Source organism: Paenibacillus sp. UASWS1643 (assembly GCF_008693195.1).
Classification (GTDB): Bacteria; Bacillota; Bacilli; order Paenibacillales; family Paenibacillaceae; genus Paenibacillus; species Paenibacillus amylolyticus_B.
Genome location: NZ_VXKZ01000098.1, coordinates 15,083 through 38,418 on the forward strand (window position 1 = coordinate 15,083; position 23,336 = coordinate 38,418).

Here is a 23,336-nt window from a genome sequence, read left to right on the forward strand (position 1 = left end):
TAATTAACTTTTGTCCAGCGGCCTTTTTGGAACGGGAAAATGAAATAGGACCGCTTTGTCTAAGAATGGAGGCTGACCTAGGATTGTCTACACAACGTTATCCTTTTGCATATGATCCGGCTGAACCTTTTGTATCCCGTCTGGGAGAGTGGGTTGCCGATGTTTTTTACGATATTTTGCCTGAGTCCGGCTTCGAGGTACGGGATGAACAGATTTTTATGGCGTACCAGCTCGAACGGGCCTATGGAGATAAAAAGACCATTATGGCGGAGGCCGGTGTTGGAACAGGCAAGACGTTAGTCTATCTGCTCTACGCGGTCTGTTATGCACGTTATACGGGCAAACCGGCGGTGATTGCTTGTGCCGATGAGTCCTTGATTGAACAGCTTGTGAAGCCCGGCGGAGATATTGCGAAGCTGGCTGCACATCTGGATCTGGAAGTGGACGCACGTCTCGGAAAATCACCAGACCAATACGTCTGCCTGAACAAATTAAGTGCGGTACGATTCGCGGATGAGGATGCGCCTGTTATTGAAGAAGTGCATGAAAGTCTGCCTGATTTTGTGAACACGCCAGGTACGCTTCAGGCTTTCCATCCGTATGGTGACCGCAAACAGTATCCACATCTGAACGATCGTCAGTGGAACAAAATCAACTGGGACCCGTTCCAGGATTGTTTTGTTTGTCCAAAAAGACAACGCTGCGGCCTGACGCTGTCGCGTGACCATTACCGTCGTTCCAAAGACATCATCATCTGTTCCCATGATTATTACATGGAGCATGTGTGGACCTATGATGCGCGCAAACGCGAGGGACAACTGCCCCTGCTGCCTGACCACAGCTCGGTTGTATTTGATGAAGGACATTTGCTGGAAGAAGCAGCTCTGAATGCACTGAGTTACAAGCTGAAACACCGCATCTTCGAGGAACTCGTGACTCGCCTGCTTGAAGGAGAGATTCGTGAATCCCTCGCGGAGCGTGTGGATGAAGCCATTGAGAGCAGTGAACGCCTGTTTGCGTTACTGGATACGTATACGGTGGCGATTCCGGGATCGGAACGGAAAGAAGTTCGGGTAGAAGCTCCGCTGCTGCGTGAGATTGAACGTCTGACCAACGTATTGGATGCCATTGGCGAAGAATTGGTATTTGAGAGCGGATTGTTCTCGCTGGATGGGTACCAGATGCGTGTCGTTGAAGAACATTTGGACATGATTCAGTCTGCACTTGCGTTGTTCCGTAAGGAGGATGGTTATATCTGCTGGGCGGAAGAGAGTGAAGACGAGACGACATTATCGATCATGCCGCGTACGGTGAAGGAAATGCTGAACGAGCGTGTGTTCAACACAGGCATTCCAATCGTGTTCTCCTCTGCAACGTTATCTGTGGACAGTTCATTCCGTTATGTGGCGGACAGCCTGGGCATTGATGATTTTGTATCGTTCTCGGTGGCTTCCCCGTATGATTATGCGGACAAAATGAAGATGAAAATTACCGATGAAGCTGTACCGGGTCACCCGGAGAACGAAAATCGCATGCGCGACGCAGTATCCATGCTTCAGGAGAGTGGAGGACGTGCGCTGATCCTGTTCCGTACGATGGAAGAATTGCGCGCGTTCAAGCAGGATATTGTTCATGTGCCTGAAGCAGAAGGTTTGCGCTTTATGTATGAGGGTGATCGGGAGATCAGTGATCTGATCGCGGCATTCCAGCAGGATGAGGAGAGTGTGCTGTGCTCCGTCAATCTGTGGGAAGGATTGGATGTTCCAGGACCGTCATTATCCAATGTCATGATCTGGTCGCTTCCATATCCACCACAGGACCCTGTCTTCAATGCAAAACGCAGTGCATCGGCAGCACCATACGAAGAGATAGATCTTCCGTATATGCTCCTACGTGTGAAGCAAGGTCTTGGACGTCTGATTCGGACAAGCACGGATTCCGGTTCCGCGGTCATTCTCGATGAATCCCTGTATACCAAAAAGGAAGCCAAAGACCGCATTGCGGCTCTGCTCCCTGAAGGTGTGGAATGGACAACCCTGACACACTAATGACTGAATTCTAAATCATACAAAATCGTACTAAATCCTACATTTACATTGAATTATACGTTCTAACCGGGCCGAAATGGCTCTCAGAAAAAAGCTCTTGTTCTCTGCGGATGCACCATCCGTATGTGAGCAAGAGCTTTTTTTATTATGATGGTTTCTCCAATGAACTTCTCTTCCCTTTTTTTCGAGGGATTTCCCCTCGCTCCTCGCTACCAATCGCTCCAAAATTCTAACGAACCTATCATACCTTATTGGGGTGATAATGAAGAGATGTTAATTCTGACGAATCCCAGTAACGTTATCCCGCCGAAAATAGCTTCTAAGCCCGTAAATCAACCCAATTCGGGGAAATAACGCCGCTGTGATTCGTTACACTTCAAACCTGCATAAATAGGAGCGAATAGCGTGTCTCAGGTTCATTAGAAGCAATGAGCGCTTAATGAACAATACATGTGTGAGTACTAAATGAATGCTCATAAGGGAGGGTCTCTGTCAAGCTTATAACTTATGGGCTCAGGGCTTGTGGGACATGGAAGCCCCTTTTTGACGTGTAAAGATGTTAGCTGTGTTAAAAAATACCCATGCTCAGATACCGTTCCCCGGTATCCGGCGCAATGCAGAGCACCCGGTGTCCCGGCCCCAGTTCCTTCGCGATGCGAAGGGAGGCCCACACCGAAGCGCCAGAGGAAGGGCCGAGCAACAGCCCTTCCCGGGCAGCAAGCTGCCGCATCGTATCCAGTGCGTCCTCATCGGACACTTGGATAATGGCATCCCACACGTCGGTATTCAGGATGTCCGGAATGAACCCCGGACTTGTACCGACGAGTTTGTGTGGTCCGGGCTCGCCACCGGACAACACCGGAGACCCTTTGGGCTCCACCGCATAGATACGGATATCGGGCAACTGCTTACGCAGTTCTTCCCCGGTGCCCGTAATCGTTCCGCCGGTTCCTGCTGTAGCGATGAAGGCATCCAGTTTGCCATCCATCTGCTGCATAATCTCGGGCGCTGTGGTGATTCGATGAATGTCGGGGTTCGCCGGATTCTCGAATTGCTGCGGAATGAAACTTCCCGGAATGTCTGCCTGAAGTTCTTTCGCTTTGCGAATCGCACCAGGCATCCGCTCCGCAGCAGGGGTGAGCACCACATCTGCGCCGTAGGCTTTCAGAATGTTGATGCGCTCCTTAGACATATTGTCAGGCATGATCAAAATGGCTTTATATCCTTTGGCGGCGGCATTCATTGCAAGACCAATCCCGGTATTGCCGCTGGTTGGTTCAATAATGGTAGCACCAGGGAGCAAGTGTCCCGCAAGTTCAGCCTGAACAATCAGGTTGTAGGCTGCACGGTCTTTGACGCTGCCACTTGGGTTGAAGTATTCAAGTTTCACGTATACATCAGCGGAGTTGCTGTCTGTGAGTCTGTTCAGTTTAACGGCAGGTGTCTGGCCGATTAGTTCGGTTACATCTGGGGCAATGCCTGTATGTGCGGGTGTTCGTTTAATCGAATGTGTATTCAAATCCATGAAGTACAGCTCCTTGATTGATAAGACGTTGAGAGTATATCCAGCTGAAATCAATTCATGCCTTATTGGAATGGTTGGATATCTCTATTCCATCTTAATGAACGTAACCTTCCGTGGTCAACTTGTTTTGCTGGGGATGGGTTCAATGTTGTCAGAGTTGCATCAACTCTGCGCCAAGTCCATCTGCAGATGCCGACTGAGCTCTTTTTTCACTTCATTGCGTGCGAACGTCCACAGCATGTAGAAACGTTGCCAATACCCCCTGCACATATACAAGGTTTCAATTCCATCGGCCTCACGTTTCTCCTCCAAAACTTTGACACCACGAGTTCTCATCTGTTTGCGAAGACCCAGCATCTCCTTGAGTACATTGTTCTGAATGCGGGTCAGCGACAAAATGTAGACTTCAGGCATCTTCAGCAGCAGCGTATCCAAAGTTCGAATATCCCGTTCAAGTACATCCAGCAATAGCGTGCGAACAACCAGACCTTTAATCAGACGATGATCTTCATCCGCAGGGGATGGGGCGGAAGTTGAGGATGTCATATGTTCACTTCCTTAACCTTTAATTGGAATTTTTCATTTACAGAACATGTGTTCCTATATTATAATCAATATATGTAATGGAGATACACAATACAACCGAGAAATATTGGAAGTAAGCATTAACGTATTTTCCTGAGGATACAGATCGTGAATGAGGCTAAGGATTTGAGGACAAGCCCGCTCCAAAATTAGGTATAATTTATGGGTTTTGCAGGAAACCTAAGGCCATAAACCAAATAAGCCCTATGCAATGCAGTCTGCTACAGAATTAATCACAAGCAATGAATTAAAGCAGTCAATTGCGATAATGATTCAAGGACGCCGTACCTTTAACACGATGGCACCAGGTCAACGAGTAGAAGCAGTTTTATTTTAGCAAAAATGAGCAACAAAAAAGCCCCTGCCTTGGGCGGCGGGGCCTCTGGAATACTGCCGATTCAGCGGCAGGTTTGATGATGTGTTCAGAAATTAGGCAAGATATTGAGGCTTTTCGTAGAACGCCTCTTTTTCAAGGATGACCTTATAAGGTCTTTCCTTGCCCTTCAGGGAGGGACCAATGGTAGTTAGCGGTACGGCCGGCTTGTGGAAACGATCTTCTTCCTTGGGTTCCGGAACCGGTCGTGATGATTCGGGCGCAGAACTGAGGCGTACCTTTTTTTCGCTGCCCCAGCGCTTGCTTATTTTTTTCGTTTCCGGTTTCATTCCGGTTCGCCTCCTAACAAATCGTTGATGGCGTTGAACAGTTGACGATTCTGTAGGTCAATCTGCTGAAATACCGCCTCATCCGCTTCAATATGTCCAATAATGTGAACGGTGATTACATACCTCTTGGCTACAGGATAGCATAGCAGATACTCTTTCTCAAGGTAATCATCATACAGGTTGATCTTGATTTTATTCTCCCGGTAAGAATCAATAACCAGGATGCGCTTGGGATCATCCGGTTGTTTGTCGTCATTAGCGGACAAGTCATACTTTCTCCCCGGTTCTCCAACATTACCACATAATTGCTCAATATAACCACTGTCATCTGTACGGTATATGGCTGTGCCACGTACAGCGAATGGAGGATGAGAGACAAAGGCAGTACGCAGGGCATCGCTCATTCGTTCCAGCATCTTGGCATCTGCTTTGCGGGTACGCAGCAATTCCCTAAAGAACCGCAGCAACTTAAGCAGTTGTAACCTTGCTTCTCCCTCAGTGCGTTTATGCTTCTCAATGATGTTCTCCAATTCTGGATCACTCCAGCGTCCTTGTTCCTCAATACTGTCTGCGATTTTGGAACATGCCACGGACACGGCTGGTGCCCACTTTCCGTCAGAACGGATTTCATATACGAGTGGATTTAACCCCAGCAGATCTGTGGGCATACGCAATCCTTCGACCTTGGTTGTGTCCTTGATGTCTGTAATATCCTCAGGAAGAATGAAAAAAATACGTTTTCGTCCCAGACGACCCATAAACAGACCCATTTCCAGCATTGTATTATCCCGGACCGACGCGTAGTACTTCCCGCGAATTTTGGATATATCATCCGGATGAAAAATAAAAATGGCAAAGTCGGTCGTACGGACCTCTACTTCCAGATCGTCCATGGTATAGCTGCTTGGATTAAAAACCCCAGAATACCAAGGGGTAACTTCGGCTGAAAAACGTAAGTTTTCGTGTACTGCGGCTGCAATCGGCTTCGCTTCCAGCGAGCAGCCAATAAAGACTCTTGGCTTTAACGTTTTCATCAATCCGCCTCGCTTAAACGGTAGTGGGATTCAATTGTTATATTATACCATAAACAGCAGAGTAAGTCTGGAAACGTCTGAACTGGACAAAGAATAAGCCGATTACGTTTGCTATAGTGTATGTATGAAAGGAAAATGATTCCTTTAAAAAGCACAAGAAAATAAAAAAAGGCCCCAATTTGTCACAGTTGGGTGACTGACAGTTATTTTTGGAAGCTTTGGTCATAGAATAAAGGAGCAGGTTGCACCATTAGCAAGCATTGCTTATCCTAGTGTTGCCGTATGACTGCTGGAGCAGTCCAGAGGCTGCTTTATGCCTGTTTTTGAGGGGTCTGCTGTTTAGACCCGGTCACGTTGGTGTTATATAATAGAAGAACAAGCAAGTTAGCTTTGGTGTTTAAACTGAATGAACTTGCAACTGCTGTAAGTTGGATTTACAATTTACACAGGAACGAAGAGTGCAGAGCCCATCTATAGAAGCGAAGCGTTCGCCTGAAACTTTCTGGATGAAAGCAGTTTGGGAAGCATAAGCTATCACCGGATTTTCCCCAGAGGGAAAATGGAATTCCAAAAATCCGGGGATAACCGCGATCGAAAGAGGGTACTGTAGTCCAAGTGTAAGTGTACAATTAAATGTTCAAGCGTATGCATTGTAGTTATTTTTCAGTTTAACTGAGCACAGCTAACCACAACAGAACAGAAAGGATCAGGATACCATGAGTTCCCGAAGGACAATCTCCCCAAGGACGATCTGGAAACGTTACGATCTCTCATACACATAGCGCCCCTTGTAGAGTACACCAACCGGTTCAAAAAAACGGCTGACTCTGCGAAAGAGGGGATTGGAATGAATATTCGAAGGACGTACACGATGATTTCTTCCAGGCTTACCTTTTGCAGGGTACGGTCGGTCTAAAAAACCAACCTACAAACTGCGAGGGAACCTGAATGAAGAGAACATCGTTAACCTTACAACACGTTAAAACAGAGGCGATCAAATTCGCCATTATGCTGCTCGGTACATTTATTTTAGCTTTTGCCTATTATCACATTAACTTTCAGAATCATTTATCGGAGGGCGGATTTGTTGGTCTGGCCCTGCTCGGAAAATACGCAACAGGCTTATCACCTGCCATCGGTATGTTGTTACTGGACATTCCGGTCATGATCCTGGCCTGGTTCCTCAAAGGCTGGAAATTCATGATTCAGGCATTGCTTGGCGTCGGTGCATTTTCCCTATTCTATGACGGCTTTGAACGATACTCCACACTGGTATTGTCGTTTAACGGAAATCTGTGGATTCCGGCAGTTCTATCCGGTATATTGACAGGGGTAGGCGCTGGGATTGTGCTTCGATTCGGTGGAGCGACAGGCGGAGACGATATTCTCGCCGTGCTGGTTAGCCGCTGGAAGGGATGGAAGCTGGGAACAGTTTTCTTTGTCAGTGATGCTTTTGTATTGGGATTGTCGCTTTTCTTTCTTCCGGTAAAAGAAACTTTATATACGATTCTGGCCGTATGGATTGCCAGTAAAGTCATCACGTACGTCGTTAGTGTTCCGGCTCGCGGAACCGTGGTTACAACTTCGGCTGTGAAATTGCCGATGCCATCGGCTGCAGCCAAGGCAGTTAACGCTGCTGCTATTTCACAACGGACTACGGTGGCTAGAGGGGTATCCAATTAACCATACGTTTCAGAACAACCATAACCTGTATGAATCATATTCAGGTCTTGATAGTTAACGTTCATATAAAATCCCTTTTGACTGCTCTTCAGCAGCAAAAGGGATTTTGTTGTTCTCCGATCCATTCAGGGCTTGATCGAAGAAGCAATCTGACCATCCTGATTATGGATAATCGCTCGAATATTTTGTTTGCTACTCAGTTCTTTGGCCTTATCTACAGCTTCTGCCTTAGTATCAAATGTGGACAGATAGGTAGACTTTCCTTCTTCCTTGATCGCCCAACCGGAGTCGGTAGGTACTACATGGATGTTGTCATGACTTTTGGACGAAGAGACGGGCTCGGAATGACGACGTTCCGTGGAGCCCGATTTCGAACTTTCCGGTGTGGGATGATTCTCATCCCATTCTTCCGCCTTAGCTGTCGCTATGGCAATCGAGCGTCCTTCCTCATACCCGTCATCGAGCAGAGCATTAGCAATCTCAATTGCTTTATGTCTGACACGTGGTTCCAGGTTCTTCATGGATACCGAATATTCCTGTTTGTTCCAAGGCATATGAACCCCTCCTGTACAATGATGAATTAGTTGTATATTACCCTGTGAGGAGAGGGATAAACGATGATTCAGAAAGATCTCGTTCCTATACTTTTGCAAGACAGAGGAGTATAATGCTGTCCATGAAAGAAATAAGTTCAACAAAAGGAATATAAAGGAGTACATACATATGTTTAGTCTTAGCCTGGCAATCCCTATGCTGTTCACCATGCTGATTCATGCCGCAGACAGCTTGTCATACGCGCTCCGCCTCGGTGGATTACGCACCCGCAGAATCGCGCTGGCCATTTCATTGGCAGGTATCTTACTGCTGGTTTCTCGAACCTCGAATATGGCCCAGGGTCCAATGGTAGGTAATCTGGTGGATACCGCAACACGTGGAGCCAATCCACACTTTGCAGCACAGCTGCACTGGTTAATGGGTGCGGCAACGATTGGAACGGCATTAGCCATATTGTGTTTTCCAACCATGGTGAAGCTCTCATCGAGAATGGTCGTGCATTTTGAAGCAGCTGGTTCCATCCCTGCGATGGTTCGCGGTATGCTGAATCGAAGCAAGATTAGAAATGCAACGTATTACATCACCCCGCCATCCTGGAAGATGGCCAAACGATTGGTAAAGCATGGGATGCCAAGACGGTTAATGTTGCTTAATGTAGCGGTAACCGCAATCTATACCACAGGTGTCCTGTCCAGCTTATACGCAGCGTACCTTTACCCAGGGCAGGCTGTAGCTGCATCCCAATCAACCGGGTTAATTAACGGAATAGCGACTATTTTGTTAACCATCCTGATTGATCCGCGGATTTCCTTGCTCAGTGACCGATCAATACGTGGTGAGATCCGTTTGGATCGCATGAATCAGATTTATGGCTGCATGCTCGTATCCCGTCTATTCGGTACTCTGTTGGCACAGTTGTTATTAATTCCATTTGCGTATTGGATCGGTTGGATCGTAAGTATGATGTAATTGTAATGTACAACAAAAAGAGCAGCGGGATCATCCCACTGCTTTTTTTTGTATTAAAACTTATTGGAAAAGGACGGCGTACTCACCGTATCCTTCTTTTTGCAAGTCTTCTTTGGGTACAAAACGAAGGGCCGCAGAGTTGATGCAATAACGCATTCCACCTGCTTCGGCAGGACCATCGTTGAACAGGTGACCCAGATGGGAATCACCCTCACGACTTCTCACTTCGGTACGAATCATGAAGTGGCTGAGATCGGTTTTTTCCTTCACGTTGTGGTCACGCAATGGACGTGTAAAGCTCGGCCAGCCGCAGCCGGAATCGTATTTGTCCGTAGAACTGAACAATGGCTCGCCAGATACGATATCCACATAGATACCATCACCGTGGTGATCCCAGAATTCATTATGGAATGCAGGCTCAGTCGCACTGTTCTGCGTAACTTCATATTGAAGCGGCGTCAGACGCTCTTTCAGCCCGTCTTTATCCACGTTACCGGTCCAGTTACGTTCGATGAAATCTACACGTCCAGAACCTTTGCTGTAGCGTTTGTAATGGGCAGGGTTCTTCCGGTGATAATTTTGGTGATGTTCTTCCGCTTCATAGAACGGTTTTGCTGGCAAGATCGGAGTGAAGATCGGTTTGTCAAAACGTCCACTTTGTCCCAGCTCCGCTTTGGAAGCTTCTGCAATCTGGCGTTGCTCTTCGCTGTGATAGAAGATAGCCGTCTGATAGGAAGATCCACGGTCATGGAATTGCCCGCCTGTATCCGTAGGATCAATCTGCTGCCAGAACAGTTCAACCAGTTTCTTATAAGGGAAGATGGCAGGGTCAAACGTAATTTGCACAGCCTCTACATGTCCTGTTGTCTCCGAGCAGACCTCTTCATATGTTGGATTCTCGGTATGTCCTCCTGTATAACCCGATACGATCTTATGAATACCGGGCAGTTCTTCAAAGGGGGATACCATACACCAGAAGCATCCGCCTGCAAAAGTTGCTAACTCACTTGAATGTTGTTCCATGCTATAGTCACTCCATTTCTGATGAAGATTTAGCGCTCGTGTTCGAGCTCCAGCAATCTACCGTTTTATTAGAACTTGTTACACAAGCATTAGGCTTGCTCTTCTATTATATCCTGAATTGGCAAGCCAACCAAGCCGGAATGAAAACAAGCTGAATCTGAACGGTTTGCGAATTTTGAATTCAGGCTTTGTTGCGTGACCGAAAGCGAAATAAGAGCAATACAATGGCCATGAACACCAGATATCCGGCAAGGATGGCCAGGCTCAGCCAGATTGAGGTTTCAGCTTGTGCACCTGCATAGGCAAATACAAAAATCGCTGGCATTTTCCCGATGGCCGTGGCAACCATGAAGACCCAGAATGGCGTGTACGTTATACCTGCGTAGATATTAACGGCCATCTGAGGCACGATCGGCAACAGTCGCATCGACATGACGCCCATGAACGGATGTGCTTCCATCCATGTGGTAAAACGGTTTAGACCCCGAATGCGTTCGAGGTACGATCTCGCCTGATGTCTGAAGATGGTTCTTGCTCCGCCATAGACGAGCATGGCTGCAAGTGTGGTGCCAAGCCAGCATATCCAGGCTGCCGTGGTGGTACCGTAACTGTAACCAAAGGCGATAATAACAAACTTATAAGGAATGACAGGCACAAGAGCAAACAATGTTGCCATGGCGAGTAACAGCGGAATGGACTGATGAAGATCGGTCCAGGCCAGCAGTTCATATCTGTAAATAAACGTGACTCCTGCAAGTAAAACATATAACAGAAGCCATAACCATTTTCGCAAAATCCCAAACGCTCCTTTCAGATCAGGCAGGTCTGGTCGTGTCCCGATCTGTACTGCTGTTCCTTATAAGTTTACCACGTTCGCCCGTTGTCTGAACAATTCGAGCGAAGTCTGCTGCAATCACTGGCAAGTTGCTGTCCGAAGGGTTACACTATAGGACGTGGAAATATAGAACCGAACTGAAGGTGGAATGATCATCATGGAAACAACCCAACGTAAACGAGTTGCAATTATCGGCCTCGGCGATATTGCACGTAAAGTATATTTGCCGCTGTTAACAGCTCATCCGAACGTGGAGATTGTAGGCATTATGAACCGATCTCCGGAGCCGGTCAAAGCCGCTCAGGAGGCGTATCGATTAGAACGGGGAACAACGGATCTGAAAGAAGTGTTGTCCTGGGACTTGGATGCCGTGTTTGTACATACAGCAACGGAAGCACACTTTGACATTGTCATGCAATGTCTGGAACAGGGATTAGCCGTGTACGTAGACAAACCATTATCCTATACGATTAGGGAGTCGGAAGAGATGACTGCTTTTGCCGAGGCACAAGGGCTGTTGCTGGCAGTGGGCTTCAACCGCAGATTCGCACCGATGTACCAAAAAGCGAAAGAATGGATGCAGGGTGGAAAAGGTTTTGAGTCCCTGACAGTGACCAAACATCGTACAGGCATTCAGGATCGTCCTGCGGCAGAAACCATCTATGATGATCTCATCCATATGCTGGACCTGATGTTGTGGTACTCGGATCATAATGTGGAGTTACTTCATCAATGGATTCGGAAGAATGATCTGGACAGACTGCTGCATGCAACCGGAACGGCCAAGCTGGGCAGAACAGCCTATGGTCGATTTGATATGGTGCGTGAAGCTGGGGCAGATCTGGAGAAGATCGAATTGCATGGTGGTGGACGATCTGTTGAAGTGGTGAACATGGACACGATCAGCTGCATGGAACAGGGAAGTCTGGAAACCAAAGAAACGTTCGGGAGCTGGGACACCGTGTTAACACGCAGAGGTTTTAGCGGAGCAGTTGACAATTTCCTGGCTTGTCTGGACTCACCTGATGATTGCCTGATCAGTGCAAGTCATGTCATGGACAGTCATGAACTGGCGGAACAATTGATTCGCAAATAATTGCAGAGCAGAATACACATACGGAGGAATACAAGTCATGGATGAATATGAAAAGGAACGTAATAAACAGATCGAGGAAGCTGTCATTGAAACCTATAAACAGGAAGAAGAGATGATGATCCTCGTATTTGCCCAGTGGTGTGTCAATAATGGTTTGGACCCGGAAGAGATGTACCGGCAAGCCTACCCGAATCAGCAGAGCAACGAGCGTTTGCAGCAGGTGCAGAAGCTGATTGTATCCAAGGAGGAAGCCGGTGAGATCCCGGATGATACCGTACTTGGCGTGTTGTCCATGTTTGGCAATGAAGATCTGGCGATGGTTGTATCCGAGGCCATAGCCGCGCGCAAATAAGTTCAACTTACGTATACTGGTATGATTACATCTGTTCCCGGTGAATGACGCGGAATTCCTTCGGCGACATGCCGAACCGGGAACGGAATACCCGATGAAAATAGGTATAGTTGTTAAAGCCGGAAGACTCAGACACTTGCTCCAGGGTCATCGGACTGAATATAATCCGTTCCCTGGCCATGTTCAACCGTACGTCAAGCGTGTATTGCATGATGCTTTTGCCAAACGCTTCTTTGAAGAGATGTACACCCCGTGAGACACTAATGCCAATATGTGTTGCCACATCATCCAGCTTGAATAAAGAGGAAGCGTTTTCTTCAATGTAGTTTTTGATCTCATAAGCCACGTAATTGGTGTTGGTTATCGTTGGATGCTCCGCGAGCAGACGATCCACTTCCAGACATAAAATTCGCATATAATAACTTGAAATTTCCGGATAAGGATTGGAGATGCGGCGCTGCTCCAGTACGAGCTGTCGAAACAGGACCAAGAGGCTTTCCGTCAGTTCGACTTTGATTCGGGTCGGCCGTTTGTGACGCTTCCACCATTCATCCACCCAGGAACCATTGAAGAAGATATGATAGTCACCACTCTCCACCAGTCGTTCTCCCATGGGATTGGTTTCATTGTCTATTCTCAGCTCATAGGGCTCATCAGGATCAAAAAGAAGCAGATCGCCCGCATCCACCAGGGACATGTCCCCATCAATGCGTGCACGGCAACGTCCGTCTGTTTGCAGTCTTAACAGGTAGTTCTTTACCCCTTCAGGCTGCACCATAGCGTAGGGTTTACGATGAAATGAAAAGCCTGCTGTAAGAACTTGGCAGGTTTGATCTGTCGGCATGGGCATACTCCTTGCAATTTGAAAATTATGACCAGATAGTTCATGTTTCAATCATATTATTCATTTTAATTGAAGCTGAAACGGAATACCATAGTATTAGATTTAAGGAACAGGAAACATCCAACAAAACATATGTATCTCAACCATTCAAACGCAGATTTTCACCATGCGTAAGGAGATGAACGTCACAGTGGAGAAAATGAAAGCAGGCATCATCGGGTGTGGTAACATCAGCGCCATCTACTTGGAAAATCTCAAAAACAACCCGGTCATTGAAGTCGTGGCTGTTGCGGATTTAATTCGTGAACGCGCTCAGGAACGGGCAGATGAATTTAATATCGCAAACGTTTACAATGTAGATGAGTTGCTGCAAAATAACGAAATTGAACTTGTGTTGAACCTTACGGTTCCTGGCAGTCACGCGATGACCGATTTGGCTGCACTCGAAGCAGGCAAACATGTGTATGCCGAGAAGCCGCTGGCAATTTCTCTTGAGGATGGTCGCAAGGTTGTTGAGTTGGCTGAGGAAAAGGGATTGTATGTTGGTTCTGCACCGGACACCTTCCTTGGTTCAGGCATACAGACAGCTCGTAAAGCCATTGAGGATGGGCTGATTGGTAAGCCGGTTGCAGCGACTTCATTCTTTATGGGTGGAGGACCAGAAGCTTGGCATCCTAATCCGGAGTTCTTTTATGTTGCAGGCGGCGGACCCATGTTTGATATGGGACCTTACTACCTGACCGCTCTGATTACGCTGCTTGGACCGATACGCAGAATCAGTGCCTCGGCAGGCATACAGATTGCAGATCGCAAGATTGGCTCTGGGCCGAAGGAAGGTACAGCACTGCAAGTAGAGACGCCTACCCACTTGGCAGGAACCATTGATTTTGCAGAAGGTGCCATTGCAACCATGATCACCAGTTTCGATATTCGCGGAGCTTCGGATCTGCCACGTATTGAAATCTATGGTACAGAAGGTACGCTTAGTGTACCGGACCCCAATTATTTTAACGGGGAAGTGAAGGTTCGCAGATACGGTCAAGACACTTGGGAGACGGTCAAACCAGTCTTCGAAAGTGGACAAAACGAACGAGGCATCGGCGTAACCGAAATGGTCGAATCCATTCGTGCCGGACGGGAACACAAAGCCAGTGGCAAGCTTGCTTATCACGTACTGGAAGCCATGCATTCATTCCAGCGTTCTTCACTTGAAGGCAAGCATATACATCTGGAAAGCAGCTATGATTCTTTTGCAGTAACTCGCACAGTTCAAACTGAGATTGAAACCGTGGAATCCCACTAGTCTGAGTAAAAAGTGTTCGAAGCTTGATGCTCTTACGAGTGAAGCAGAATAACCAGTATTCTTACGTTCAATTTCAGGATAGAAACACTCTCGATTTTCCACACTAATCAAACAGGCATGTGATCTGAACGGTAATTGTAGTTCAATATTATGAATTCAGCAATCATACGATATCTAATCCAGGGAGGAATCGCACTTGAAACTCGGCGTATTTTTGGTACTATTCGGAGGACGTAAATTGGAGGATGCTCTTGATTATGTAGCATCCAAGGGATTAAAAGCAGTAGAGATCGGAACAGGCGGACATCCAGGCAATGCACATTGTAAGCCAGATGAGTTGTTAAGCAATCCTACAGCATTGAAAAACTTCAAAAATGCAGTGGAATCACGTGGTTTGACGATCAGTGCACTTAGCTGTCACGGTAACCCGCTACATCCGCAAAAGGATATTGCCAAAGGATTTCACGATGATTTTGTTAAAACGGTAGAACTTGCTGAGAAGCTGGAAGTACCTGTAGTGAATACTTTCTCCGGTTGTCCGGGAGACCATGAGGATGCCAAATATCCGAACTGGCCTGTTGCACCATGGCCAAATGACTTCCAGGAGATCCTGAAGTGGCAGTGGGAGAACAAAGTTATCCCTTACTGGACAGAGTGGGGTAAATTTGCAGCAGATCGTAACGTAAAAGTTGGATTGGAGCTGCACGGTGGATTCTCCGTTCATACTCCAGCAACATTGCTGAGACTCCGTGAAGCAGCCGGTGAAGTGATCGGAGCCAATCTTGACCCAAGTCACATGTGGTGGCAAGGTATTGATCCGGTTCAGGCAATTCACATCTTGGGACGTGAAGGAGCCATCCATCACTTCCATGCAAAAGATACAACAATTGATCCGGTAAACGTGAACAAACACGGTGTAACGGATATGCAGGACTATACCAATATGCTGGATCGGGCTTGGCAGTTCCGCTCGGTTGGTTATGGACATGATAACAAGACATGGGCAGACATTATGAGTGCCTTGCGTCTTGTCGGATATGATTATGTAGTAAGTATTGAGCACGAAGACGGTCTCATGTCGGTTGAAGAAGGATTCTCTAAAGCCGTGCAAAATCTCCAGCAAGTATTAATCGAAGAACCGCTGGGCGATATGTGGTGGGTTTAGAGCTACACTAGGGGGAAATTGAATATGATCAACGTCACCATTTGGAATGAATTTGTCCATGAGAAAATTCACGATGAAGTAAGGGAAGTCTACCCGGATGGTCTGCATCGAGCACTGGCTGACGGACTTGGCGGCGAAGGCTTTGCTATTCGTACAGCTACACTGGATCAGCCTGAACACGGATTAAGTGATGAAGTGCTGAATTCCACAGATGTGCTCATATGGTGGGGACATATGGCACATGATCGCGTAAGCGATGAGATCTCACAGAAGGTCGCGCAGCGAGTGCTGAACGGGATGGGAATGATTGTGCTCCATTCAGGTCATTTCTCCAAACCATTCAAAGCACTGATGGGAACCAGCTGCGATCTGAAGTGGCGTGTAGCTGACGAGCAGGAAATTGTATGGTGTGTTAACCCATCTCATCCGATTGCGGATGGCATCGAAGGCAAGATTGTATTGGAAAAAGAAGAGATGTACGGTGAATTCTTCGATATTCCAGTACCGGATGAACTGGTGTTTGTAAGCAACTTCCAAGGTGGGGAAGTATTCCGGAGCGGATGTACGTTCCGGCGTGGTGAAGGTAAAATCTTTTATTTCCGACCAGGTCATGAGACGTATCCGACCTATTACAAACCGGAAATATTGCGAGTAATCAGCAACGCAGTGAAATGGGCATATCCTGCCCGCAGTTTTAAGCCGGAATTTGGCAAGAGCGAACCTGTAAGACCATTTGGTGGCGTGCTGGTCTAATTCACTAGCTCAATCGTGAAATGGAAATTATATAAGTTTTATTCAAAAAGAATCCTTCTCCGAGTCATTGATGACTGTGGCAGTTGGGTTCTTTTTGGGTAAGATAGTACTATGGGGAAGTTATACGATATTTCCCATGGTTACGACGCAGCGTGTAATGTATACTGGGATGTATGATCCATTTTGGATGTTATGCTTCTAAAATTTAAACTTTTTAGTTGCAGGCGTTTTCTTTGAAGCTTAAATATGTTATTATGAAATATACTAACAAAATGTAAGTTGGTTTGAGTGATCTCTAAAGAGGTGATTAATGTGGAAGGTCAAGACTTGCGGATGTGTCCGCGTTTTGAGACGGCGTTTTCTTTTTTGGGCAAGCGCTGGAATGGTTTAATTATTCAAACGTTGATGAGTGGTTCGAAGCGATTCAAGGATATCTCCAATCTGATTCCATCCATGAGTGATAAGATGTTATCCGAACGGATGAAAGATTTGGAGAGTGAAGGTATTCTGGTTCGTCACGTCTATCCCGAGACGCCAGTTCGTATTGAATATGAACTGACGGAGAAAGGTAGAGCGCTCCAGCCCGTCATGAATCAAATTCAAGACTGGGCTGAGCAGTGGGTTGACTAACGTATAAGCATCACCCACTTTTGTTACATGAATGGCATAGACTCCTGATTTCCGTGGAAATCAGGGGTTTTTGTCTTAAGTATTAGGTGGATCGGCGTTTTTCTCCTGGGCTATGCACATGTTGTCATGAGTTGTAGTATAATCTATAGAAAATGGCCACAGACGGCCGGAGCGAAGGAGGCCCACTTGTCATGAGAGAAGAAAGCTTATCCCGTGAAGTACGCTACGGCAAAGAAGATATTGCAGAACTTGAGAGCGCATCCATTCAGGTCCATCTAATTTATAAAAAAGCTGCGGAGTTGTTCAAGCGCACAGCATATTCCCGTTCAATTAAGGATGATCTTGCCGAAGTGAATACGCATTCTGTGAACAACGATGGTCCGAGATTAGCTCCGGCGGTGCTGCAAAAATGGATTCAAACGTCCAGGGGCTGGAAGTGTATCGGATGTGAGCTGGGACAACCTGATTCAACGACTTCTCAGATGGAGGAAACCATCCATGGTAAGCGGTTGGTTCTGGATGTGGGAGAAGGTCGGCTGGTTCAGGCAGAAATGCTGATTCAGGCGGTTGTTTGGTCACAATATGAGAAGATTCGAATGTTTGCACCATGGCTTGGTGATGAACCCTTTTACAGCGTGCAGGAACTGGATGTCATTGCCCGTTATATTGTGCCTACCTATTTTTCGGAACGACCTTTGCATGAGCAAGGGAAGGTGTTCAAGGTACATCAACAATATGGGCAGATTCCGTTGTATCAGGAGTATGTAGACGCACCTTCATGCTGCGTGCAGGTGGACGGTGGATTGCTTGAAGGGCGATTGCTGACAGGTGTATACGTATCTGAGGAGCAGTTCTTTGGGCTTAATCCATATCTGAAAGATGGCGACGGAGGACGGACATATATGCAGGCTAGTGTCCAGTGATAACGTAACCAATGAGAACATAAAAATGATTTTGATTGGAGAGCCTGTGTGCAGGCTCTCTTTGTTGTATAAGCCCTCTCTGGAGGGCACGCGCAATAAAAGTAACGGCTTTGACACTTTTTTTTGCCTAGGGTTGTGCCATAATAGAGGTTATGGACAACAGGGTGAATGATTTTACGCAGGGTGGTGTTACCTACATGATGAAGAAAATCCCCGGTTACATAGGTGTATGTTTGCTCCTGCTGGCGATCTTGGCTGGTTGTAGTGAGACACAGCCTTCTGAACAGCCAATTGTCAAAGAGACAGAAACAGCGAATACAATCACAGTGGCTGTAGATGGCAGTACGTTTTTGCCTGATGCAACAAAGTCCATTAAGCGAGATTTTAGTGAGGGTTTGACACTCAAAAAAGCATTACTCAATAGCGGACTGGTCGATTTTACGGCAGATGGCAAACGGATTCAATCCGTCGGTGAAGTTTCTCTGGATTCTTCGCTTAGCTGGGCTGTCAAATTGAATGGCAAGGATATTGAGCAGGAAGATTGGGACATGGAACTTCATGCCAAAGATGAAGTGATCATTTACGTGAAAGCCGCTGACAGTGGGGGGGATGGCGTTGCATATCAGACAACGTTACTCAAGGTTAGCGGTGGAAACATTATGCCAACCCTTAATCGTCAATATGCCGGCGTCTACGTTCAAGAGTGCACAGTTCGCGATGTGTTGAAGTCCAGCGGCATTGTAAGAATGTCGGAGAATAACAAATTTGTCGTTTCGGTCGAGAATGTCACGCCTCGTATGAATGAGCGGTGGGTCATTATGGTGAATGACAAAGAATTAATGGAAAATGGTCTGGACATGAAATTGAATCCACGTGATGCGGTAAAGCTTGAATTGACCAATGCATCCTAAGTATACCAAGAAGCCCAATCTCTTTTTAGAGAACTGGGCTTTTTTTCATTAAATTTATAAGTAATACCCGATTAGCATAGCCAAATGTTAAATACGACAGATCTCGTTCGGGCAAAGCTCACAGTGACAGATCCCTTGCAGCATCTTCAGATCTTTGATGACAATCATGCCATTGTCATATTCAATCGCATCTTTCTTGCGCAGGTCGCTTAACATGCGGTTTACACTTTCACGAGTGGCTCCAATCATATTGGACAGGTCCGTGTGGGTAATTTTTTTGTGTATAATGACATGCTCTCCATGAGGCTCACCATACGAATTCGACAACCGAATGAGGGTGGAGCAAAGTGCACCCGGTTTGCCATATAACATGAGATCCCGGAATTTGGTCTGTGTCAACCGGTGGTGGATGCCCATCCATTTCATAAAGTCGATCGCAAAGTCACAATGCTGGCAGATCAACATCTCCAGGTCTTTATGCTCCAATACACCGATCTCACTGTCCTCCAGCACTTCCGCTGAGAAGCTGTGTTTAGAGCCAAAGAAGGGATCAGCCTGCCCAATCATATCACCGGATTGATACATGTACATGATCAGTTCCTTGCCTTCATCCGTGGATTTGGTGATCTGGGCACGACCCCGTTTCATATAATAAAGTTTGTCAGAGATGTCGCCTTCCCAGTACAGATGTGTACCTTCCGGATAGGTTCTATCTTTCATGGTAACCAGCAGATGGTTGAAATTTGCTTCCGAGAAACAGTTAGTATTACCGCGCTTTTCCAGTACAGTTGTTAGTTCTCTCATAAGTCTATCTCCCCTTTATGTCCATCGGACGACCTTCTGTAGTAAGCAGTAGCCTCCGAGGTTCGCCGCAAACCGTTGCCGTCCTGATCAGGGTCATCTCGGCCGGGAGGAAGGACGGTACAAATTGCGGTGGTTCAATTTTTAAGTTCAGTATATACCTAATCTTACCGTTTGAGGGGGAAGGAAAGGGGGCAAAAATGACGAAATTTCAAACATTGTGATAAAATTCACTTTTAATGGGGAGGATGAATTTTACAGCCCTATATTTTAAATAGGAAGTGAAAATGGTTGTATGGAGGACAATACAAAACTTAAATTAAATTTGTTATACTTTGTGAAAAAAATCACATAATTAAGTTTATTGTCATGTTACGATGTGAATGTAAACGAGAGAGACAAACTAATACGAACCTTTAGGAGGATGAGGGAGATGGCTGTAAAGAACGAAGTCGCCCCAGCAAAAGAACCGACAGCAGGTCAGTATATTCAAACGTTAATCGACAAAGCGAATAAAGCACACGCCGCATTCATGAAGATGGATCAGATGCAGATTGACCGGATTGTGCAAGCGATGGCGCTTGCGGGTCTGGATAAACACATGATGCTCGCCAAGATGGCCGTAGAAGAAACAGGCCGCGGAGTGTATGAGGATAAAATCACCAAAAATATATTTGCAACAGAATATGTGTACCACAGCATCAAGTATGACAAAACCGTAGGTGTGATTGAAGATAATGAATATGAGAGCTTCCAGAAAATTGCGGAGCCGGTCGGCATTATTATGGGGATTACACCGGTCACGAACCCAACATCAACGACGATGTTTAAAGCATTGATTTCCATCAAGACGCGTAACCCGATCATCTTTGGTTTCCACCCATCTGCACAGAATTGTAGCCGGGAAGCTGCTAAAATCCTGCTGGAAGCGGCTGTGAAACATGGTGCACCAGCAGATTGTATTCAATGGATTGATGATCCTTCCATGGATCGTACAAACGAACTGATGAATCACAATGATGTGGCTCTCATTCTGGCAACAGGCGGATCAGGCATGGTACGTGCAGCGTACAGCTGTGGTAAACCTGCACTGGGCGTAGGACCGGGTAACGTACCTTGCTTTATCGAGAAAAGCGCGGATATCAATCAGGCAGTGACCGATTTGATCCTGTCGAAGTCCTTCGACAACGGTATGATCTGTGCTTCCGAGCAAGCGGTCATCATTGAAGAACCGATCTTCGATCAAGTGAAGAAAAAAATGATTGCGAACGGCTGTTACTTTGTTAACAAAGATGAAGCAGCAAAATTGACAGCAGGTGCGATTAATGCCGAGAAATGTGCGGTGAACCCGGCGATTGTTGGTCAATCTGCGGTGAGCATTGCGAAGTTGTGCGGAATTGAAGTTCCAGCAGGCACCAAAATTCTCGTGGCCGAGATTGAAGGAGTAGGTACGAAATTCCCATTGTCGGCTGAGAAATTAAGCCCGGTACTGGCTTGTTACAAAGTTAAAACGGCAGCAGAGGGCATTGAGCGTGCAGCAGAAGTGGTTGCTTTTGGCGGCATGGGTCACTCCTCGGTTATCCACTCCACAAATGAAGAAGTGATTGGCAAATTCGCAGATCGTCTGCAAACTGGACGGATTATTGTGAACTCACCATCCACACACGGTGCCATCGGGGATATCTACAACACAAACATGCCATCATTGACACTGGGATGCGGATCATACGGACGTAACTCGACTTCTTCCAACGTAACCGCTGTGAACTTAATCAATGTGAAAAGGGTGGCTCGCCGTACCGTGAATATGCAATGGTTCAAAGTGCCGAACAAAGTCTACTTCGAAAAAGGGGCAACACAGTATCTTGCCAAAATGCCTGATATCACACGTGTGGCGATTATTACGGATGCCATGATGGTGAAACTTGGATATGTTGAAAAAGTAGAACACTATCTGCGTCAACGCCAAATGCCAGTAGCGATCGAAGTGTTCTCCGATGTTGAGCCAGATCCATCCACAACAACGGTAGACCGCGGAACCGAAATGATGCGCCGTTTCCAACCAGACTGCATTATCGCACTCGGCGGTGGATCACCGATGGATGCTGCCAAAGCTATGTGGTTGTTCTATGAATATCCGGACACGGACTTCAACGATCTGAAACAAAAATTCATGGATATCCGCAAACGGATCTACAAATATCCACGTCTCGGCGTAAAAGCGAAATTTGTAGCGATTCCAACCACATCCGGTACAGGTTCTGAAGTGACATCGTTCGCGGTTATCACAGATAAAAATCAAGGTAACACCAAATATCCATTGGCCGACTATGAGCTGACACCAGACGTAGCGATTGTCGATCCGGAGTTCGTATACTCCCTGCCTAGAACAGCCGTTGCCGATACAGGTATGGACGTACTGACGCATGCGATTGAAGCTTATGTATCTGTTATGGCAAATGATTACACGGATGGACTTGCGATCAAAGCAATCCAGCTGGTATTCCAATACCTGGAGCAATCTGCGCTGCAAGGAGATAAACTGGCACGTGAGAAAATGCATAATGCTTCCACGATTGCCGGTATGGCGTTTGCCAACGCATTCCTGGGTATTAACCACAGCTTGGCGCACAAATGGGGCGGTCAGTATCACACCGCACACGGACGCACCAATGCAATCCTGATGCCACACGTCATTCGTTACAACGCAAAAAAACCGACTAAATTCGCATCGTTCCCGAAATATTCGCACTTTGTAGCGGATGAGCGGTATGCTGAAATTGCCCGCATCTTGGGATTGCCTGCTCGCACGACAGAAGAAGGCGTAACCAGTCTCATCAATGCCATTCGCAAACTGAACAAAACATTGGGCATTGAAGAATCGTTCCAGGAAATCGGATTTGATGCCAAAGACTTCGAAGCACATGTAGATTATCTGGCTGACCGTGCCTTCGAAGACCAATGTACAACCGCCAATCCAAAGTTGCCGCTGGTAACTGAACTGGCTGATGTGTACCGCAACGCTTTCTACGGAAAGTTTGAATAAAGAATCTAGAATGAAGCGTGCCTTACGGCAAGAAGATCAGGGTTCCCCGAGAGGGGAGCCCCGATTGCCGTCTTTCGCACAATAACGAAGAGGGCAGAAAAACAGAAGAGCGAAGCACCTGTTTTTCAGGATTTATTTTAAGATTTGATTTGCTCCGAGCATAGAGGAGCAAAAGGGTTCTAAAGAGGTGGCATGGAATCCGTGACGTGGCTGTTTGAGTCAGATGTTCGCACAATAACGGAGAGGGCAGAAAAACAGAAGAGCGAAGCACCTGTTTTTCAGGATTTATTTTAAGATTTGATTTGCTCCGAGCATAGAGGAGCAAAAGGGTTCTAAAGAGGTTACACGGAATCCGTGATGTGACCGTTTGAGCCAGATGTTCACACAATAACGGAGAGGGCAGAAAAAACTGAAGAAGCGGAGCGTTCGCCTTTATCCCCGGATTTTCCCCTTTGAAATATAAAATTGAAAAAATCCGGGGATAACAGCGATCGGAAGTTGTTCTGCCCGCGGAGTGGCTAAGTGTGAAACTAAATAGGGTTCAATGGGACACAGCACAGGTGGAGTGAGTTAGTTCACTGACTTTGTGACA

General features: G+C 46.6%; 21 protein-coding genes. 12 read left to right on the forward strand and 9 right to left on the reverse strand.

The features are described 5' to 3' along the window. Window positions 1-65: 65 nt before the first annotated feature. Complete coding sequence (locus tag FE296_RS06355; protein WP_150364543.1) at window positions 66-2,048, forward strand: ATP-dependent DNA helicase; 1,983 nt, start codon at window positions 66-68, stop codon at window positions 2,046-2,048. A gap of 568 nt (window positions 2,049-2,616) precedes the next feature. Here the strand turns inward: FE296_RS06355 and cysK are convergent. The 4 genes from cysK to FE296_RS06375 form a co-directional block, all read right to left on the reverse strand. Next, window positions 2,617-3,573: a cysteine synthase A gene (gene cysK / locus FE296_RS06360; RefSeq protein WP_150364544.1), complete on the reverse strand. Its 957-nt coding sequence runs from the start codon at window positions 3,571-3,573 to the stop codon at window positions 2,617-2,619. Window positions 3,574-3,735: 162 nt separating this feature from the next. Further along, on the reverse strand, window positions 3,736-4,119 hold the full coding sequence (locus FE296_RS06365; protein ID WP_150364545.1) for a YhjD family protein: 384 nt from the start codon (window positions 4,117-4,119) through the stop codon (window positions 3,736-3,738). Window positions 4,120-4,587: 468 nt separating this feature from the next. Then, complete coding sequence (locus FE296_RS06370) at window positions 4,588-4,821, reverse strand: hypothetical protein (RefSeq protein ID WP_017687536.1); 234 nt, start codon at window positions 4,819-4,821, stop codon at window positions 4,588-4,590. Beyond that, entirely contained in the window at window positions 4,818-5,855 is a 1,038-nt protein-coding gene (locus FE296_RS06375) for a nucleotide-binding protein (protein ID WP_051447360.1), read from the reverse strand. Before FE296_RS06375 ends, FE296_RS06370 begins: the two co-directional genes overlap by 4 nt. Window positions 5,856-6,803: 948 nt before the next feature. Here FE296_RS06375 and FE296_RS06380 point away from each other — a divergent pair. Next, complete coding sequence (locus tag FE296_RS06380; RefSeq protein ID WP_036614465.1) at window positions 6,804-7,538, forward strand: YitT family protein; 735 nt, start codon at window positions 6,804-6,806, stop codon at window positions 7,536-7,538. A gap of 125 nt (window positions 7,539-7,663) precedes the next feature. On the opposite strand, the gene FE296_RS06385 is transcribed toward FE296_RS06380, so the two are convergent. Next, complete coding sequence (locus FE296_RS06385) at window positions 7,664-8,092, reverse strand: DUF2188 domain-containing protein (RefSeq protein ID WP_150364546.1); 429 nt, start codon at window positions 8,090-8,092, stop codon at window positions 7,664-7,666. 169 nt (window positions 8,093-8,261) lie between these two features. On the opposite strand from FE296_RS06385, the gene FE296_RS06390 reads away from it, so the two are divergent. Continuing rightward, window positions 8,262-9,062: a lipid II flippase Amj family protein gene (locus FE296_RS06390; protein WP_124116134.1), complete on the forward strand. Its 801-nt coding sequence runs from the start codon at window positions 8,262-8,264 to the stop codon at window positions 9,060-9,062. Between the two features lie 60 nt (window positions 9,063-9,122). Here FE296_RS06390 and msrA read toward each other — a convergent pair whose 3' ends face one another. Together msrA and FE296_RS06400 are read right to left on the reverse strand one after the other, a co-directional pair. Next, complete coding sequence (gene msrA / locus FE296_RS06395) at window positions 9,123-10,085, reverse strand: peptide-methionine (S)-S-oxide reductase MsrA (RefSeq protein WP_036614455.1); 963 nt, start codon at window positions 10,083-10,085, stop codon at window positions 9,123-9,125. A 181-nt stretch (window positions 10,086-10,266) separates the two neighbouring features. Next, entirely contained in the window at window positions 10,267-10,878 is a 612-nt protein-coding gene (locus FE296_RS06400) for a TVP38/TMEM64 family protein (protein ID WP_074095721.1), read from the reverse strand. 199 nt (window positions 10,879-11,077) lie between these two features. Between FE296_RS06400 and FE296_RS06405 the strand changes: the two genes are divergently transcribed. Further along, complete coding sequence (locus tag FE296_RS06405; RefSeq protein WP_150364547.1) at window positions 11,078-12,016, forward strand: Gfo/Idh/MocA family protein; 939 nt, start codon at window positions 11,078-11,080, stop codon at window positions 12,014-12,016. Window positions 12,017-12,053: 37 nt separating this feature from the next. Further along, a complete protein-coding gene (locus FE296_RS06410; protein WP_091028755.1) occupies window positions 12,054-12,368 on the forward strand; it encodes a hypothetical protein in 315 nt (104 codons plus the stop codon). A gap of 25 nt (window positions 12,369-12,393) precedes the next feature. Here the strand turns inward: FE296_RS06410 and FE296_RS06415 are convergent, their stop codons facing one another. Further along, window positions 12,394-13,212 carry an AraC family transcriptional regulator gene (locus FE296_RS06415; protein ID WP_036674960.1) on the reverse strand — a complete coding sequence of 273 codons (819 nt, stop codon included), beginning with the start codon at window positions 13,210-13,212 and terminating at the stop codon, window positions 12,394-12,396. A 190-nt stretch (window positions 13,213-13,402) separates the two neighbouring features. On the opposite strand from FE296_RS06415, the gene FE296_RS06420 reads away from it, so the two are divergent. The 6 genes from FE296_RS06420 (at window position 13,403) to FE296_RS06445 (ending at window position 18,897) form a co-directional block, all read left to right on the forward strand. Continuing rightward, window positions 13,403-14,515: a Gfo/Idh/MocA family protein gene (locus FE296_RS06420; RefSeq protein WP_036614448.1), complete on the forward strand. Its 1,113-nt coding sequence runs from the start codon at window positions 13,403-13,405 to the stop codon at window positions 14,513-14,515. A gap of 196 nt (window positions 14,516-14,711) precedes the next feature. Then, complete coding sequence (locus tag FE296_RS06425; RefSeq protein ID WP_036674961.1) at window positions 14,712-15,680, forward strand: sugar phosphate isomerase/epimerase family protein; 969 nt, start codon at window positions 14,712-14,714, stop codon at window positions 15,678-15,680. Window positions 15,681-15,704: 24 nt separating this feature from the next. Further along, a complete protein-coding gene (locus tag FE296_RS06430) occupies window positions 15,705-16,433 on the forward strand; it encodes a ThuA domain-containing protein (protein ID WP_017687549.1) in 729 nt (242 codons plus the stop codon). Between the two features lie 333 nt (window positions 16,434-16,766). After that, the gene (locus FE296_RS06435) at window positions 16,767-17,063 is read left to right on the forward strand and encodes a winged helix-turn-helix transcriptional regulator (RefSeq protein WP_167483707.1); all 297 of its coding nucleotides are present in this window, start codon (window positions 16,767-16,769) and stop codon (window positions 17,061-17,063) included. Window positions 17,064-17,254: 191 nt separating this feature from the next. Continuing rightward, window positions 17,255-17,986 carry a hypothetical protein gene (locus FE296_RS06440; RefSeq protein WP_124116138.1) on the forward strand — a complete coding sequence of 244 codons (732 nt, stop codon included), beginning with the start codon at window positions 17,255-17,257 and terminating at the stop codon, window positions 17,984-17,986. 197 nt (window positions 17,987-18,183) lie between these two features. Continuing rightward, window positions 18,184-18,897, forward strand: coding sequence for a hypothetical protein (locus FE296_RS06445; protein WP_017687552.1), 714 nt, complete (start codon window positions 18,184-18,186; stop codon window positions 18,895-18,897). A gap of 87 nt (window positions 18,898-18,984) precedes the next feature. Here FE296_RS06445 and FE296_RS06450 read toward each other — a convergent pair whose 3' ends face one another. Next, window positions 18,985-19,701, reverse strand: coding sequence for a Crp/Fnr family transcriptional regulator (locus FE296_RS06450; protein ID WP_076333276.1), 717 nt, complete (start codon window positions 19,699-19,701; stop codon window positions 18,985-18,987). A gap of 430 nt (window positions 19,702-20,131) precedes the next feature. On the opposite strand from FE296_RS06450, the gene adhE reads away from it, so the two are divergent. Continuing rightward, window positions 20,132-22,744: a bifunctional acetaldehyde-CoA/alcohol dehydrogenase gene (adhE, locus tag FE296_RS06455; protein ID WP_124116139.1), complete on the forward strand. Its 2,613-nt coding sequence runs from the start codon at window positions 20,132-20,134 to the stop codon at window positions 22,742-22,744. Window positions 22,745-23,336: the final 592 nt, after the last annotated feature.